This is a genomic window from Actinomadura sp. GC306 (genome assembly GCF_004348665.1).
Lineage (GTDB): Bacteria > Actinomycetota > Actinomycetes > Streptosporangiales > Streptosporangiaceae > Spirillospora.
On the sequence record NZ_SMKM01000158.1, the window covers coordinates 1 to 15360 of the forward strand.

The following is a 15360-nucleotide window of genomic DNA, read 5'->3' on the forward strand; positions in this document are numbered from 1 at the left end:
GCCGGGGGCTGGGCGGCGGGGACGAACGCGTCGTGCGCGCCGGCCGGCCGCGGCTCGTGGGGGGCAAAGCTCTGTCGTTCGTCTCGCCTAGGGGACCCGGGACGGTCTCCGTACAAGGCGGTCCTTCCGACGGTCGCACGCACATGGGCACGCGCGCGAACTGTTTCCACCCCCGGTCCGGCCGGCCGCGGTCGGGCGGCTCCGGATCCGGGCCGCGCCGTGTCCGCCGCGCGTTCACTGGGGGCCGCGCCACGGCCGGCACCGCTCGGGGGTGCTTACCGGGAGCCACAATGCCCGAGGCCGAGGGAGGCTTCGCAACCGAAACGAGACAAATGCTGCGGGTGGGGCTCTTGTCAACTTGACCAAAACGTTGCCGAAACTCCGAGTGGACCAGGGGATCCGCACCCCCGGCCGCCATCGTGTGACCTTCATCACGTGATCACATTGCGGTGTTTATCGATCACCGTGTGTGGAGAATCGGAAGCCCTTCTCCGGGCATGGCGAACCCCCGGTGGCCGGCGGCCACCGGGGGTTCCGGGCCCCTCAGGCGCCGACGTCGCCGAGCATGTCGGTGACCAGGGCGGCGATCGGCGACCGCTCCGACCGCGTCAGCGTCACGTGCGCGAACAGCGGATGGCCCTTCAGCCGCTCCACCACCGCCGCGACGCCGTCGTGCCGGCCGACCCGCAGGTTGTCGCGCTGCGCCACGTCATGGGTCAGCACGACCCGCGAGCCCGCGCCGATCCGCGACAGGACGGTCAGCAGGACGCCGCGCTCCAGCGACTGCGCCTCGTCCACGATCACGAACGCGTCGTGCAGCGAGCGCCCGCGGATGTGGGTGAGCGGCAGGACCTCCAGCATGTCCCGGTCGACGACCTCGTCGATGACCTCCGGGGTCGTGACGGCCGACAGCGTGTCGTAGACGGCCTGGCCCCACGGCGACATCTTCTCGTTCTCGGTGCCCGGCAGGTAGCCGAGCTCCTGCCCGCCGACCGCGTACAGGGGGCGGAACACCACGACCTTGCGGTGCCGCCGCCGCTCCATCACGGCCTCCAGGCCCGCGCACAGGGCGAGCGCCGACTTGCCGGTGCCGGCCCGCCCGCCGAGCGAGACGATGCCGACGTCCTCGTCCATCAGCAGGTCGAGCGCGATGCGCTGCTCGGCGGACCGGCCGCGCAGCCCGAACACCTCGCGGTCGCCGCGCACCAGCTTCACCGACTTGTCGGGCTGCGTGCGGCCGAGCGCCGAGCCCTTCTCCGACAGCAGCCGCAGGCCGGTGTGGCACGGCAGGTCCCGCGCCTCGGCCATGTCCGCGCTGCCCGTCTCGAACATCTCCTCCACGAGGCTCGCGGGCACCTCCAGCTCCCGCATCCCGGTCCAGCCGGACTCCACGACCGCGAGCTCCGCCCGGTACTCCTCGGCGGCCAGGCCGACGGCGGACGCCTTCACCCGCATCGGCAGGTCCTTGGAGACCAGGACGACGTCGCGGCCCTCGTGGGCCAGCCACGCCGCCACCGACAGGATCCTGGTGTCGTTGTCGCCGAGGCGGAACCCGTCCGGGAGGACGCTCGGGTCGGAGTGGTTCAGCTCCACCCGGAGCGTTCCACCCTGGTCGCCGAGCGGCCCCTCGACCGCCACGGGCTCGTCCAGCCGGCCGTGCCGCAGCCGGAGGTCGTCGAGCGTGCGCAGCGCCTGCCGGGCGAAGTAGCCGAGCTCGGGGTGGTGACGCTTCCCCTCCAGCTCGGAGATGACGACGATGGGGAGTACGACCTCGTGCTCGGCGAACCGGGTCATCGCCCCCGGGTCGGCGAGCAGGACGCTGGTGTCGAGGACGTACGTGCGCCGGTCCGGGACGTGGGTCCCGGTGGTGTTCCCGGACGTACCAGGACGGCGCGCGGAGGTTGTGGCCACTCGATCTCCCTGTTCATGGGGACGTACCGGTGACGCGCAGGCGGCCTGGGGCCGGTGGTCGAGGACAGACCGGAAGGATCGGAAGGCCGGCCGTCAGGTGCCGTAGCGCCGGTGCCGCGCGGCGTAGGAGCGCATGGCCCGGAGGAAGTCCACCTTGCGGAAGTCCGGCCAGTGGACCTCGCAGAAGTGGAACTCCGAGTGGGCGCTCTGCCAGAGCATGAAGCCGGAGAGACGCTGCTCCCCCGAGGTGCGGATGACCAGGTCCGGATCCGGCTGGCCGCGCGTGTAGAGATGCTCCGCGATGTGCTCCACGTCGAGGGACTCGGCGAGTTCCTCGATGCTGGTGCCCCGGCTCGCCTGCTCGATGAGCAGTGAGCGCACCGCATCAGCGATCTCACGCCTACCTCCATACCCAACGGCGACGTTCACAATCAGCCCGGGTACTCCTGATGTGGCCTCACCCGCATCTTTAAGGACACGAGCCGTCTTATCGGGCAGCAGGTCGAGGGCGCCGACGGGCTTGACGTGCCAGCCGTCGGCGGCGAGCTTGGTGACGGTGTTCTCGATGATCTCCAGGAGCGGGTCGAGTTCGGCGGCCGGGCGGTTCAGGTTGTCGGTGGACAGCAGCCAGAGCGTGACGACCTCGACCCCGGCCTCGGTGCTCCACTGCAGCAGCTCGGAGATCTTGGCGGCGCCGCGCTGGTGCCCGGAGTTGACGTCGGCCAGGCCCATCGTCCGGGCCCAGCGGCGGTTCCCGTCGAGGATCACCCCGACGTGCCGGGGCGTGACCTCGCTGGGCAGCTCCGCCTCGACGCGCCGCTCGTACAGCCGGTAGACGGCGTCGCGGACGGCCGCGTACGGGCCGGTGCGGCGCAGTGCGGACAGCAGCCGCCCGCCTTCGGCGGGGCGGCGGCGCACGCCGTCCCTCCGCGCGCCGCGCGACTGAGCGCCCCGCGGCCTCCCCGTACGCCGAACCGCCATGTGGGCTTCCTTTCGAGCGACTCTTCCTGCTGGAAAGACGCTCAATTATGGCCCGAGGTTCAATCCGGTCCGGTTCATGCCCCGGTGACCGGTTGTGGCGTGCCAGGTCGGCGCGGCGCAGCGGCGGAAAGCGGCCGTTCGCTCCGGTTCGCGAGTCGCGGGACGGAGGTGCGGGGCGGCGCGGCGGGTCAGGCGCGCGGGCCCGCGGCGCGGGCGCGTTCGACGTGCTGGAGCGCGGTGCGCAACTCCGAGAGCCACTCGTCGGTGTTCTTGCCGACGAGCCGCACGCACCAGGCGAGCGCGTCGCTGCGGCTGCGGGCGACCCCGGCGTCCACGAGGGTGTCCAGGACGCGGCGCTCGGGCTGCCGGAGCCGCGTCATGACCGGCACCGACAGCGTCGTGAACATCTCCTGCTCGCCGCCGCACTCGACGCCCCACGAGACCTTGTAGCCGTAGCGCTGCTCGGCCTCGCGGGCGATGGCGATGCGGCGCTCCCGGGTGTCCTCGCGGAAGCGCCGGATGTGTCCGGCGAGGACGCCGGCGCGCTCCGCCTCGGACGCCTGCGCCGCGGCCGGGGGGACGGGCAGGTGGCCGACGACGCTGACCTCCTCGCGGTCGAGCACGACGTCGGGCGGCCCCGTGAACCACGTCTCGGGGAGCCGTCCGGAGAACCAGCCCCGCAACTGCTCCGCCGCTTCACTCGTATGCATGTAATCAAAATTACAGGGCACCGGGGCGCGCGGCCAGCCTTTGCGTGAAGCGAGGATTCCCAGAACCGCAGAGCGTCCGCGGAAGGGCGAAGAGGGAAGGAGGGCGCGTGTTACCGCCGCTGGGAGCCGAGCAGCTTGGGGCTGACGCGGACGGCGCCGCGCATGTTCTTGGTGTAGACGTTCTGGACCTGCACCACGGTGCCCCTGCGCGGCGCGGCGATCATCTTGCCCTTGCCCAGGTAGAGGGCGATGTGGGAGATGTAGCCCGGCGCGGTCGGGTCGTTGGCCCAGATCAGCATGTCGCCCGGCTCGGCCTTGCTGTAGGGGATCACCCAACCCGTCCGGGCCTGGTCGGCGGCCACGCGCGGGAGGTGGATCCCTGCCTTGGCGAAGGCGTACTGCATGAGGCCGGAGCAGTCGTAGCCGCCCTCCGCCTCGGACTCGCCGCCCCACACGTACGGCCAGCCGAGCCGGGTGTAGGCCGCCTGGATCACCGTCCGGACCTGCTTGGCGGTCATGACCTGCCCGTTGGCGTCGGGGATCTCGCCCGCCTGCGGGAAGTCGATTTCCGGATTCACCGCCACCGCCTTGGCGCCCTTCGGCAGCGCCTTGCGGAGCTTCTTGATGAACGTCTTCGGCTCGGTCTTCGGGACGCTGATCAGCATCGCGTTGCCGGACGGCATGCCGAGCCGGCGCGCCGTGTCCCGGGAGACGACCGCGTCGACGTCGCTGATGCCCATCGTCGCGTACGCGCCGACGCGCAGCCGCGACTGCTCCTGCTTGCCGCCGACGGGGATCCGGCTGCCGAGCTCGACGCCGCCGTCGTTGCCCATCGTGAACGAGATCGCGACGTCGCCGGACGCCACGTTGCGCCACAGCGCGTCCGACTTGGCGGTGGGCTTCGGCGTGTACTTGCGGAACGTGGACGGGTCGACGCCCATCAGCCCGACCTGCTTGCCGGACACCATGCCCTTGACGGCGTCCACGACCTCGACGCCCTTCACGCCCTTGGCGCCGCGGACCTTCTCCACCAGCCCGGCGGGGAGCGTGGACGGCGCGGCGACCAGGACGTGCGGGGTGAGCCGCTTGCCGAGCGGCGCCACCGCCGCGGGCGACACGCTCATGCTCCCCGAGGCGGCCACGTAGCGGGCCCGCTGCTCACCGCGCGCCGAGTCGGCCGGTGCGTCGCCGCCGCGCACCACCAGGACCGTGATGTTGGCGGCCAGCGTGGTGACGACCGAGAAGCCGATGATCGTCGGTAGTATCCGGCGGTTCGGCTTTCCCACTGCCACACTCCCTCGACGGTCGCCCCGCGCCAAGACCCGGCCCGGGAAACGACTATGGCTCAGATGGCGGGTCACCGTCCAGATACCCGGCGGACCCCCCGCCACCCTCGGCCGCGTCGCCCCGATGGGTCAGCTTCACCCCTGCTACTCAGTGGTAACACCAAGTGGCGGCGAGATCAACGTCACAGTGCCACAAAAGTAGACTTTCAGTCCAATTGACCGCGCAGCTCACGGGCCAGCTCGGCCGTGGACGTCACGGGCCGGCGGCACACGAACCCCCGGCACACGTACGCCGCGGGCACCCCGTCCACCAGCCCGCGCCCCTCCAGCAGCGGCACGCCCGCCGCGTCCGGCGGGCCGACGCTCACCACCGCGCCCGGGGCGCCCGCCATCAGCGCCGTCCGGTGCAGCGACCGGGTGCGCTCGTCGTCCGGGGCGCCGATCACCGCGACCTCCACCGGGCCCGCCGCCCGCGCCTCCGCCACGGCCAGCCCCCAGCCGGCGAACCGCGCGTGCTTGCCCGCGAGCGCCGCCGCCGGGCCGAGCGCCGCCTCGGCGGCCTGCCGGTGCCGGTCCGACGCGGTCAGCGCGGCGAACGACAGCAGCGCCCCCGCCGCCGCGAACTGCCCGGACGGCGTCGCGTTGTCGGTCGGATCCTGCGGCCGCCGGAACAGGCGCTCCGCGTCGTCGGCGGTGTCGTAGAAGCCGCCCTCGCCGTCCCCGAACCGGTCGAGGACGGTGTTCAGCAGCTCGCCCGCCACCCGCATGTGGACCGGGTCACCGGTGACGCCGTGCAGGGCGAGCAGGCCCTCGGCCACGTCGGCGTAGTCCTCCAGGACGCCCGCGTTCGCGCCCGCCGCCCCGTCCTTGGACGTCCGCGTGAGCCGCCCGTCGCGCAGGTGCACGCCGACCAGGAGCCGCGCCACCTCCTCCGCCGCGCGGACGAGGTCCGGCCGGTCGAACAGCGCACCGCACTCGGCCAGGGCGGCGATCGCGAGCCCGTTCCAGGCCGCGACGACCTTGTCGTCCCGCGCCGGCGGCACCCGCTGCGCGCGCGCCGACAGCAGGGCGGTCCGCACCCGCTCGTATCGCTCGGTGTCGCCGGGGTCGCGCAGGAGCTGGAGCACGGACGTCCCGTGCTCGAACGTCCCCGTGACCTCGAACAGTCGCTCGGCGAACGCCGCGTCCTCCGCGCCGAGCACCTCGCGGAGCTGCTCCGGCGTCCACACGTAGTACTTGCCCTCGACGCCCTCGCTGTCGGCGTCCAGCGCCGACGCCAGGCCGCCCTCGTTCGTCCGCAGGTCGCGGAGCATCCAGTCGCACGTCTCCAGCGCGACGCGCCGCGCGAACGGCGAGCCGGTCGTCCGCCACCAGTGCGCGTACACCCGCGCGAGCAGCGCGTTGTCGTAGAGCATCTTCTCGAAGTGCGGGACGACCCACCCCGCGTCCACCGAGTACCGGGCGAACCCGCCGCCGAGCTGGTCGTAGATCCCGCCCCGGGCCATCGCCTCCATGGTGTGGCCCGCCATCGCGAGCGCCTGCTCGTCGCCCGTCCGCGCCTGGTGGCGCAGCAGGAACTCCAGCACCATCGACGGCGGGAACTTGGGCGCGCCGCCGAACCCGCCGCGCGCCGCGTCATAGGAACCGGCGAGCACCTGCACCGCGTGCGCGAGCATCTCCTCGCCGGGCGCCTCCGCCCCCGCGAGCCCCGGCCCCCGCGACGTGAGCGCCGCGACGACCTGCTGCCCCTGCTCGACGACGACATCGCGCTGCTCCGTCCACGCCTTGTGGACGGCCTGCAGCAGCGCCCGGAACTGGGCGCGCGGGAAGTACGTCCCGCAGTAGAACGGATGCCCCTCCGGAGTCATGAACACCGTCATCGGCCACCCGCCCTGGCCCGTCATGGCCTGGGTGGCCTCCATGTAGACGGCATCGACGTCCGGCCGTTCCTCCCGGTCGACCTTCACGTTCACGAACAGTTCGTTCATGACCCGCGCCACGTCGTCGTCCTCAAACGACTCGTGCGCCATCACGTGACACCAGTGGCAAGCGGCATATCCGACAGAAAGGAGAACAGGGACATCTCTCCGGCGCGCTTCGGCGAACGCCTCGTCACACCACTCCCACCAGTCCACCGGGTTGCCGGCGTGCTGCAGCAGATACGGGCTTGTCGCGTCCTTGAGCCGGTTCATGACACCGATCCTGCCCGATTCGGCCCTCACCTCACGCCGCCGCCGGGAACGCCGGGGCGGGGCGTTAGGAGGTGAGGTCGTGGAGAGCTGGTTCCAGCGCCCGGTGGAAGGTGGGGTAGGCGTACATCATGTCGCGGAGGGTGGCGGTGGGGGTCTCCACGTGGACGGCCACGGCCAGGGCGCCGAGGATCTCGCCGCCCGCCGGGCCCACGGCGGTGGCGCCGACGAGCGTGCCCCACTCCGTGTTCTCGATGAGCTTGATGAAGCCTTCGTTGCCGACCTTGTGGATGAAGCCCCGGGCCGTGTCGGGGAGCCGGGCCATGCCGGTGCGGATCGGGAGGTTCTGCTCGCGGGCCTGGGCCTCGGTGAGGCCGACGGACGCGATCTCGGGGTCGGTGAAGGTGACGCGGGGGACGGCCCGGTAGTTCGCGGGCGAGCCCTCCTCGCCGAGGATGTCGCGGACGGCGATGGCCGCCTGGTACATGGAGACGTGGGTGAACTGCCCCAGGCCCGTGATGTCGCCGATCGCCCAGACGCCCTCGGCGGCGCGCATGTGGCCGTCGACCTCGATCCGGCGGGCGTCCTCGTCCAGGCCGACGTTCGCCAGGCCGAGGCCCTTGAGGTTGGGGCGGCGGCCGGTGGCCACCAGGAGGCGCTCGGCGGCGATGGTCTCGCCGCCGAGGTCCACGGTGAACTCGCCCTTCTCGTGCGCGACGGACGTGGCCTGCACCCCGGTGCGGACACCGATGCCCTCGCGCTCGAAGACCTCGCGGAGCAGCTCGCCGGACTCGGGCTCCTCGTTCGCGAGGAGGCGGTCGCCGGCCTCGACCACGGTGACGCGGCAGTCGAAGCGGGAGAACACCTGCGCCATCTCGACGCCCACGACGCCGCCGCCGAGGACGATCAGCGACTCCGGCGCCCAGGTGGCCTGGACGGCCTCGCGGTTCGTCCAGTACGGGGTGCCGGCGAGGCCGTCGATGGGCGGGGCGGTGGGGCTCGTGCCGGTGTTGAGGACGATCCCGCGGCGGGCGCGGAGCACGCGGCCGTTCACCGTCACCTCGCCGGGGCCGGTGATGCGGCCCTCGCCGCGGACGAGCTCGGCGCCCTTGCCGGTGAGCCGGTCGGCGGCGACCTTGTCGTCCCAGGCGTCGGTCGCCTCGTCGCGGATCCGGGCCGCGACCGGCGCCCAGTCCGGGCGGATCGAGGACTCCCCCGCCATCCCCGGGACGCGGCCGCCCTCGGCGAGGAGCCCGGCGGCGCGCACCATCATCTTCGTGGGGACGCAGGCGTAGTACGGGCACTCCCCGCCGACCAGCCGCGACTCCACCGCGGCGACGGACAGCCCCGCCTCGGCCAGCCTCCCCGCCGCGTCCTCGCCACCCGGACCCGTACCGATCACCACGACATCGACTTCGTCAGCCATGCAGTGACTCCTGCCCACGTTCGCGGCCGGTTAGGCGGCGCGGCGGCAGCGGAATGCGATCTAGGTCGTGAACGAGGGTGATCTCGCCATCGAACACGGCGGCCGCCTCGTCCAGGAACCGGTGCTCGTCGTCGGCGCGGTACCGCTCGGAGAAGTGCGTCAGGACCAGGTGCCGGACGCCGCCCTCCGCGGCGGCCGCCGCCGCCTGGGCCGCGGTGAGGTGGCCGTACTCGGTCGCGAGGGCGGCGTCCTCGTGCAGGAAGGTCGACTCGATGACGAGCATGTCCACCCCGGCCGCCAGTTCGCGCACGCCGTCGCAGAGCCGGGTGTCCATGACGAACGCGACCTTCTGGCCGGGGCGGTCGACGCTGCACTCCTCCAGCGTGACCGTCCGGCCGCCGGGGGCGGTGACCCGTCCCTCTTCCTGCAGCCGGCGGACCAGCGGGCCCCGCACACCCCGCGCGGCGAGCTCGGCGGGCAGCATCGTCCGGCCGGCGGGCTCCTCCAGCCGGTAGCCGTACGCCTCGACGGGGTGGGAGAGGCGGCGCGCGAGGAGGGTGAACGGGGCGTCGCCCGTGTCGAGCGTCGCCTGCTCGCCGGAGACGGGCCGTTCGCGGATGACGCCGGTGTCGCGGAAGGCGGCCGCGTGCCGCAGCCGCGCCCAGTACTCCCGGCCGCTCGCGGGGAACGCCGCGTCCACCGGGTGCTCGACGCCGTCGCGGGCGATGCGCTGCACGACGCCGGGGACGCCGAGGCAGTGGTCGCCGTGGAAGTGGGTCACGCAGATCCAGGTGACGTCGTTCGCCGCGACCCCCGCGCGGGTCATCTGCCGCTGCGTCCCCTCCCCCGGGTCGAAGAGGACGCCGTGGCCGTCCCAGCGCAGCAGGTAGCCGTTGTGGTTGCGGGCCTTGGTGGGCACCGCGCTGGCGGAGCCGAGGACGATCAGTTCGCGAACCGACATGGCCCCATGGTGCCGGGTACGGTGCCCGGAAAGCTGCTGGTTATTCTGTGCGCGTCGTTGGCGAGCAAGCGTTAGGGAGGCCCCGGTGGCCGGGAGCAGCAAGCGCGAGAAGATCAAGATGACCCCGGACGAGGTCGCGTCCTTCCTCGCCGCGAACTACAAGGTCCAGGTCGCCACGGTCGGGAAGGACGGCGAGCCGCACCTGGTGACGATGTTCTACGCGCTGCTCGACGGCAAGATCGCCTTCACCACGTACCAGAAGTCGCAGAAGGTGCTGAACCTGCGCCGCAACCCCACGATGACGTGCCTGGTCGAGGACGGCGTGGAGTACAACGAGCTGCGCGGCGTCGCCCTCTACGGCCGCGGCCTCGTCATCGAGGACCCGGAGCCCCGGAGCAAGGTCGGCATGGTCGTCGGCTCCCGGATGGCCGGCCTGCCCGTCCCGGAGATGGGCGCCCCGATCGACCCCGTCGTCGCCGAGGGCATCGAGCAGGCGATCTCCAAGCGCGTCCTCATCGTGATGGAGCCCGACCGCGTCGTCAGCTGGGACCACCGCAAGGCGTGACCCCGGTCAGCGGGTGGAGCGCCGTTCCGCGAGTTCGGCGGCCTTCGGGCTGAGCACCGACTCGTAGAGCGCGGCGGCCGCGTCCAGGGCCGCGTTCTCGGCCGGCCCGTCGCCGCGGTCGCGGGCGGCGGCGGCGATGCGGACGAAGACGTCGCCCTGGCGTTCCACGGCGTTCTCCCTGCGGTGGATCTCCAGAGCCTGGCCGAAGAAGTTGGTCGCCGCGACGGGGCGGCCCGACCGCAGGTACGCCTCGCCGAGGTCCTCCAGGGCGGCGGCGCGGGCGGCCTGGTCGGGGACGGAGAGCGCGGCGAACTCGTCGGGCAGCGGGCCGAGCAGCTCGATCGCGCGGGCGGTGCCGCCCGCGCGGACCAGCGCGCGGGCGAGGTCGTGCCGGGCGAGCAGGATCTCGTGGCGGTCGCCTTCGCGTTCGGCGAGGCGCAGCCTCTCCTCCAGGACGTCGGCGGCCTCCGTCCAGCGCTCCCGTTCCAGGAGCGCCGGGCCTTCGCCGCCGAGTTCGCCCTCGCCGGCGGCGAGATGGTGGTCGAGGACGCGGCGGAGCGCGGCGTCCCGGTCGGCTTCGGCGTCCTCCCGGTGGGCCCGCTCCAGCGCGAACGCGCGGACGGGGCCGGGGAGGGTGAAGCGGCCGTCCTGCTCGGTGACGAGGCCGCGGGCGGCGAGGACGTCCAGCAGCTCACGGGCGCGCGGCTCGGGGACGCCGGCCAGCGCGGCGGCCGCGCCGCCGTCCAGGCCGTCGCCCGGATGGAGGCCGAGCAGCCGCAGCAGCCGGGCCGCCGCCGGGTCGAGCTCCCCGTAGGAGTCCTCGATGTTCGCGCGCACGACGGGGTCTTCCCCGGACTCGGCCGAATCCAACCGAGCCGGGGCGTGTCAGGCGCCGCCGGCCGGGGGCGCCTCCGGGTCGGGCGTCGCGGCCTTGGCCGCCTTCTCCGCCTCGGCGCGCTCCCACTGGCGCTGGATCAGCTCCGCCTCGCTCGGCGCCTGGATGTTGCGCATCCGCTTGTTCATGGAGCGGATGAGGAAGACGGTCGCGATGCCGAGGGCGACGACGACGCCGAACCCCAGGAAGCCCGGGGTGACGGTGTCGTCGTTCAGGGGGAACGCACCGACCTGCACCGCGGTGAAAGAGAGCACTACAGACACACCTTCTCCCGGACGCCGGCGAACAGGTCGTCCTCCGGCAGCTCGGTGTCGATGAGGGACCTGGCCAGATGGTAGTCCTCGGTGGGCCATGCCTCGCGCTGGACGTCCAGCGGGACGACGAACCAGAAGCCGTTGGGGTCGATCTGGGTGGCGTGGGCGAGGAGGGCGCGGTCCCGGGTCTCGAAGTGGTCGGCGCAGGGGACGCGGGTGGTCACGTCCCACTTGGCGCGCCGCTCGCTCTCCTCGTCGAAGCGCTTGATCCAGTCGTCGTAGGGCGACTCCAGGCCGGCCTTCTGCATCGCGGTGTGCAGGGCGAGGATGCGCTCCTTGTTGAAGGTCATGTGGTAGTAGAGCTTGAGCGGCTGCCAGGGGTCGCCGGTGCCCGGGTAGCGCTCGGGGTCGCCCGCCGCCTCGAACGCCTCCACCGACACCTCGTGGCACTTCACGTGGTCGGGGTGCGGGTAGCCGCCGCGCTCGTCGTAGGTGAGCATGACGTGCGGGCGGAACTCGCGGACGGCGCGCACCAGCGGTTCGGTGGCGGACTCCAGCGGTTCCAGCGCGAAGCAGCCCTCCGGGAGCGGCGGCGGGGGGTCGCCCTCGGGGAAGCCGGAGTCGACGAAGCCGAGCCAGCTCTGCCGGACGCCGAGGATCTCGCGCGCCCGCGCCATCTCGGCCTCGCGGACCTTGCCGATGTCGGCCTTGACCTCGGGACGGTCCATCGCGGGGTTCAGGATGTCGCCGCGCTCTCCGCCGGTGCAGGTGACGACGAGGACCTCGACGCCCTCCGCGACGTACCTGGCCATCGTCGCCGCGCCCTTGCTGGACTCGTCGTCGGGGTGGGCGTGCACCGCCATGAGCCGCAGTGCTTCGCCGCCGCCGCGGGGCCGGCCGGGCGCCGCACCGTCGATGACCTCGGACACCTGGGTTCTCCCTAATCGCACCTTCGGGCGCCCCCGGTTCGAGGCACGCGCGCTGACAGACGAGAATTGTCCCTGACAACGTCCGCACACCGCACGGAGATTCCCCGCCATGACGACGAGCGTGTCGAAGCCGACGGTCCCCGCCGAGCCCCGGAAGAAGGGCCGGCTCGGGCTGGTGGTCATCGGCGTCGTCGTCGCCCTGGCCGCGGGCGGTTTCGGGGTCATCTCCATGTACGCCGGTCAGACGCCCGGAATCGTGTCACAAACGGTCACCTACGACATCACCGACACCTCGGTGGTGATCAACTACTCGGTGGCCAAGGGCGAGGACGACGTGGTGCACTGCACCGTCGACGCCTTCGACAAGGAATTCGCGATCCTGGCGGAGAAAGAGGTCGTCGTGCCGGCCGGGACGTCCAGCGTGAAGGGGACCGAGACGCTGCAGACGCCGCAGCGCGCGACCGGTGCCCGGATCCACGGCTGCCGTCCCGCCTGACCTCCCGGTACCGCCTCGCCCGGCGCCGCCGGCCGGGTGCGGAGCGAAAGAGGATTGGCGGATTGCAGACGCCGAGTTCAGGGAACCTTTAACCGCACACACCGGATAGGCTAGAGGTTTCACCCGGCCGCCACTTCATGTCGATGTGACGTCGGCCCGCAGCGCGCGGGCCAGGTTCACCACATGTGGATGAGGAGTACCCGTGACCGAGACCCGCGCTGACAACGTCACCTGGCTGACCCAGGAGGCGTACGACCGGCTCAAGGCTGAGCTGGAGCACCTGTCGGGCCCGGGCCGCATCGAGATCGCTCAGAAGATCGAGGCGGCGCGGGAGGAAGGGGACCTGCGCGAGAACGGCGGCTACCACGCGGCCAAAGAGGAACAGGGCAAGATCGAGGGCCGCATCCTCCAGCTCCAGGGCATCCTGGAGAACGCGCGCGTCGGTGAAGCGCCGCGCACCGAGGGCGTCGTCGGCCCCGGCATGACCGTCACGGTCTCCTTCGAGGGCGACGACGAAGAGGTCACGTTCCTGCTCGCGTCCCGCGAGGAGGTCGGCGCCCCCATCGACGTCTACTCCCCCAAGTCGCCGCTCGGCGCGGCCATCAACGGCAAGAAGGTCGGCGACAAGGCCACCTACTCGCTGCCGAACGGCCGGAGCATGACGGTCGAGATCCTCGACGCCACCCCCTACGGGGCCGACTAGCCCCGCTCGTCCGCGGAGGACGGCGCAGGTCCGCGGAACGGGGTGCTGCCGGGTACCCCGCTTCCGATCAGCCCGGGGAGCGATCCCCGGGCTTCGCTCCGTCTGCGCCGCCCTCCCCCGGCCGCCGCCCGGCCGTGCGGCCCGCCCGGCGGGCCGACGCCCGGACCAGCGGGAGCGTGCGGTGCGCGACCTGGGTGGCCAGCGAGATCACCGAGGACGCGCGCTCCACGCCCGCCACGTCCACGAGGACGTCGATGACCCGCTGCAGGTCGGTGTTGCTGTGCGCGACGACCCGGCAGAGCATGTCCCCCGGGCCGGTGATGGTGTGGGCCTCGATCACCTCGGGCACCTCCGCCAGCCGCCTGGCGACCGGATCGTGCCCGCTCTGCCCGCGCCCCCGGCTCTGCCGCAGCTGCAGCGTCACGAACGCCGTCACCCCGTAGCCGAGCGCCGCGGGGTCGATCTCGGGGCCGAAGCCCGCGATGACACCGTCCCGGCTCAGCCGGTCGAGCCGGGCCTGGACGGTGCCGCGCGCCACCCCGAGCCGCCGGGACGCCTCCAGGACGCCGACGCGGGGTTCGGCGGTGAACAGCTCGATCAGCCGGCCGTCCAGTTCGTCGATCGCCACGGCACCCTCCGAGCCTCGTGGTCATCCTGTACAGAGAGCCACGCCTTTCGCCGCTTCTACTGTACAAATTGTCCAGTGTTTGAAGCCACTCTTGCGCACCTTGTAGGTGCATGTCGACATTGGGTGGCATGGATGAGTTTCCGGTCAAGGGCATGGACGCCGTCGTCTTCGCCGTCGGCAACGCCAAGCAGGCGGCGCACTACTACTCCACCGCGTTCGGCATGCGCAGGGTCGCCTACCGGGGCCCGGAGAACGGCAGCCCCGACGAGGCGGTGCACGTGCTGGAGTCGGGCGGTGCCCGGTTCGTGTTCCGCGGCCCGGTGCGCGCGGGCACGGAGATCGGCCGGCACATCGCCGCGCACGGCGACGGCGTGGTGGACCTCGCGATCGAGGTCCCGGACGTCGACGCCGCCTACCGGCACGCGCTCGCGAACGGCGCGACGGGCGTGGCCGAACCGCACGTCCTGGAGGACGACTACGGCAAGGTGACGATCGCGGCGATCGCCACCTACGGCGAGACCCGCCACTCGCTCGTCGACCGCTCCAACTACAGCGGCCCGTACCTGCCGGGGTTCGTGCCCGCCGACCCGATCGTCGAGCCGGCGGAGAAGCGCTTCTTCCAGGCGATCGACCACTGCGTCGGCAATGTCGAGCGCATGGAGGAGTGGGCCGGCTTCTACCACCGGGTCATGGGCTTCACCGACATGGCCGAGTTCATCGGCGACGACATCGCCACCGAGTACTCCGCGCTGATGTCCAAGGTCGTCGCGGACGGGAGCCGCAAGGTCAAGTTCCCGCTGAACGAGCCCGCGGAGGGCCGGCGCAAGTCGCAGATCGACGAGTACCTGGAGTTCTACGGCGGGCCGGGCGTCCAGCACATCGCGCTCGCCACCAACGACATCCTGGCGTCCGTCGACCGGATGCGCGCCGCCGGGGTGGAGTTCCTGGAGAGCCCCGACTCGTACTACGAGGACCCGGAGCTGCGCAGGCGCATCGGCGAGGTGCGGGTCCCGATCGAGGAGCTGCAGAAGCGCCGGATCCTCGTCGACCGGGACGAGGACGGCTACCTGCTGCAGATCTTCACCAAGCCCGTCCAGGACCGCCCGACGGTGTTCTTCGAGCTCATCGAGCGGCACGGCTCGCTCGGCTTCGGCAAGGGCAACTTCAAGGCGCTGTTCGAGGCGATCGAGCGGGAGCAGGAGCGCCGCGGCAACCTCTGACACGGCCTGTGACACGGGCATGTGACACGGGCCTAGGCACCGGACAGGCCGGCACCGGGCCCGGCCGCCGGTGCCGGCCTGTCCGGTTACCGGCACACTTGTCCCTCATGAGCGAACTCCCTCCCGACCCCAAGCCCGATCCGGCGGCCGCGGACGGCGACCGCGAGCCCACCACCGGGCGGCCGCCGCCCTACCAGGGCGTCTAC

At 72.3% G+C, this 15360-nt stretch carries 15 protein-coding genes; 4 read left to right on the forward strand and 11 right to left on the reverse strand.

Features of this window, described 5'->3' with window-relative positions; genetic code table 11:
* Positions 1-543: 543 nt before the first annotated feature.
* The 7 genes from E1200_RS21030 to E1200_RS21060 all read right to left on the reverse strand — a co-directional run bounded on the left by E1200_RS21030 (position 544) and on the right by E1200_RS21060 (position 9464).
* Complete coding sequence (locus E1200_RS21030; RefSeq protein ID WP_131953770.1) at positions 544-1911, reverse strand: PhoH family protein; 1368 nt, start codon at positions 1909-1911, stop codon at positions 544-546.
* A gap of 93 nt (positions 1912-2004) precedes the next feature.
* Positions 2005-2787 carry an isoprenyl transferase gene (locus E1200_RS21035; RefSeq protein WP_243708731.1) on the reverse strand — a complete coding sequence of 261 codons (783 nt, stop codon included), beginning with the start codon at positions 2785-2787 and terminating at the stop codon, positions 2005-2007.
* Positions 2788-3080: 293 nt separating this feature from the next.
* Complete coding sequence (locus E1200_RS21040) at positions 3081-3602, reverse strand: hypothetical protein (protein WP_131953772.1); 522 nt, start codon at positions 3600-3602, stop codon at positions 3081-3083.
* Between the two features lie 110 nt (positions 3603-3712).
* Positions 3713-4888, reverse strand: a complete 1176-nt coding sequence (locus E1200_RS21045) for a C40 family peptidase (RefSeq protein WP_131953773.1) — start codon at positions 4886-4888, stop codon at positions 3713-3715.
* Between the two features lie 206 nt (positions 4889-5094).
* Positions 5095-7080 carry a thioredoxin domain-containing protein gene (locus E1200_RS21050; protein WP_131953774.1) on the reverse strand — a complete coding sequence of 662 codons (1986 nt, stop codon included), beginning with the start codon at positions 7078-7080 and terminating at the stop codon, positions 5095-5097.
* 64 nt (positions 7081-7144) lie between these two features.
* The gene (locus E1200_RS21055; RefSeq protein ID WP_131953775.1) at positions 7145-8503 is read right to left on the reverse strand and encodes an NAD(P)/FAD-dependent oxidoreductase; all 1359 of its coding nucleotides are present in this window, start codon (positions 8501-8503) and stop codon (positions 7145-7147) included.
* Positions 8496-9464, reverse strand: coding sequence for a ribonuclease Z (locus tag E1200_RS21060; RefSeq protein ID WP_131953776.1), 969 nt, complete (start codon positions 9462-9464; stop codon positions 8496-8498). The genes E1200_RS21055 and E1200_RS21060 overlap by 8 nt, the downstream gene beginning before the upstream one ends.
* Positions 9465-9549: 85 nt before the next feature.
* On the opposite strand from E1200_RS21060, the gene E1200_RS21065 reads away from it, so the two are divergent.
* Positions 9550-10029 carry a pyridoxamine 5'-phosphate oxidase family protein gene (locus tag E1200_RS21065; protein ID WP_243708729.1) on the forward strand — a complete coding sequence of 160 codons (480 nt, stop codon included), beginning with the start codon at positions 9550-9552 and terminating at the stop codon, positions 10027-10029.
* 6 nt (positions 10030-10035) lie between these two features.
* On the opposite strand, the gene E1200_RS21070 is transcribed toward E1200_RS21065, so the two are convergent.
* The 3 genes from E1200_RS21070 to mca are packed head-to-tail and all read right to left on the reverse strand — an operon-like array spanning position 10036 to position 12041.
* Positions 10036-10866, reverse strand: coding sequence for a tetratricopeptide repeat protein (locus tag E1200_RS21070; protein WP_131953778.1), 831 nt, complete (start codon positions 10864-10866; stop codon positions 10036-10038).
* Between the two features lie 48 nt (positions 10867-10914).
* Positions 10915-11178 (reverse strand): hypothetical protein, encoded by a 264-nt coding sequence (locus tag E1200_RS21075; RefSeq protein ID WP_131953779.1) that lies wholly within the window; start codon positions 11176-11178, stop codon positions 10915-10917.
* Complete coding sequence (gene mca / locus E1200_RS21080; RefSeq protein WP_131953784.1) at positions 11178-12041, reverse strand: mycothiol conjugate amidase Mca; 864 nt, start codon at positions 12039-12041, stop codon at positions 11178-11180. Before mca ends, E1200_RS21075 begins: the two co-directional genes overlap by 1 nt.
* Before the next feature lie 175 nt (positions 12042-12216).
* Here mca and E1200_RS21085 point away from each other — a divergent pair, with 175 nt between their 5' ends.
* Together E1200_RS21085 and greA are read left to right on the forward strand one after the other, a co-directional pair.
* Positions 12217-12603 carry a DUF4307 domain-containing protein gene (locus tag E1200_RS21085; protein ID WP_131953780.1) on the forward strand — a complete coding sequence of 129 codons (387 nt, stop codon included), beginning with the start codon at positions 12217-12219 and terminating at the stop codon, positions 12601-12603.
* Positions 12604-12805: 202 nt separating this feature from the next.
* Positions 12806-13306, forward strand: coding sequence for a transcription elongation factor GreA (gene greA / locus E1200_RS21090; protein ID WP_131953781.1), 501 nt, complete (start codon positions 12806-12808; stop codon positions 13304-13306).
* 67 nt (positions 13307-13373) lie between these two features.
* On the opposite strand, the gene E1200_RS21095 is transcribed toward greA, so the two are convergent.
* The gene (locus E1200_RS21095; RefSeq protein WP_131953782.1) at positions 13374-13934 is read right to left on the reverse strand and encodes an Lrp/AsnC family transcriptional regulator; all 561 of its coding nucleotides are present in this window, start codon (positions 13932-13934) and stop codon (positions 13374-13376) included.
* Between the two features lie 128 nt (positions 13935-14062).
* Here E1200_RS21095 and hppD point away from each other — a divergent pair, with 128 nt between their 5' ends.
* A complete protein-coding gene (gene hppD, locus E1200_RS21100) occupies positions 14063-15154 on the forward strand; it encodes a 4-hydroxyphenylpyruvate dioxygenase (RefSeq protein ID WP_207933467.1) in 1092 nt (363 codons plus the stop codon).
* The last annotated feature ends 206 nt before the right edge of the window (positions 15155-15360 follow it).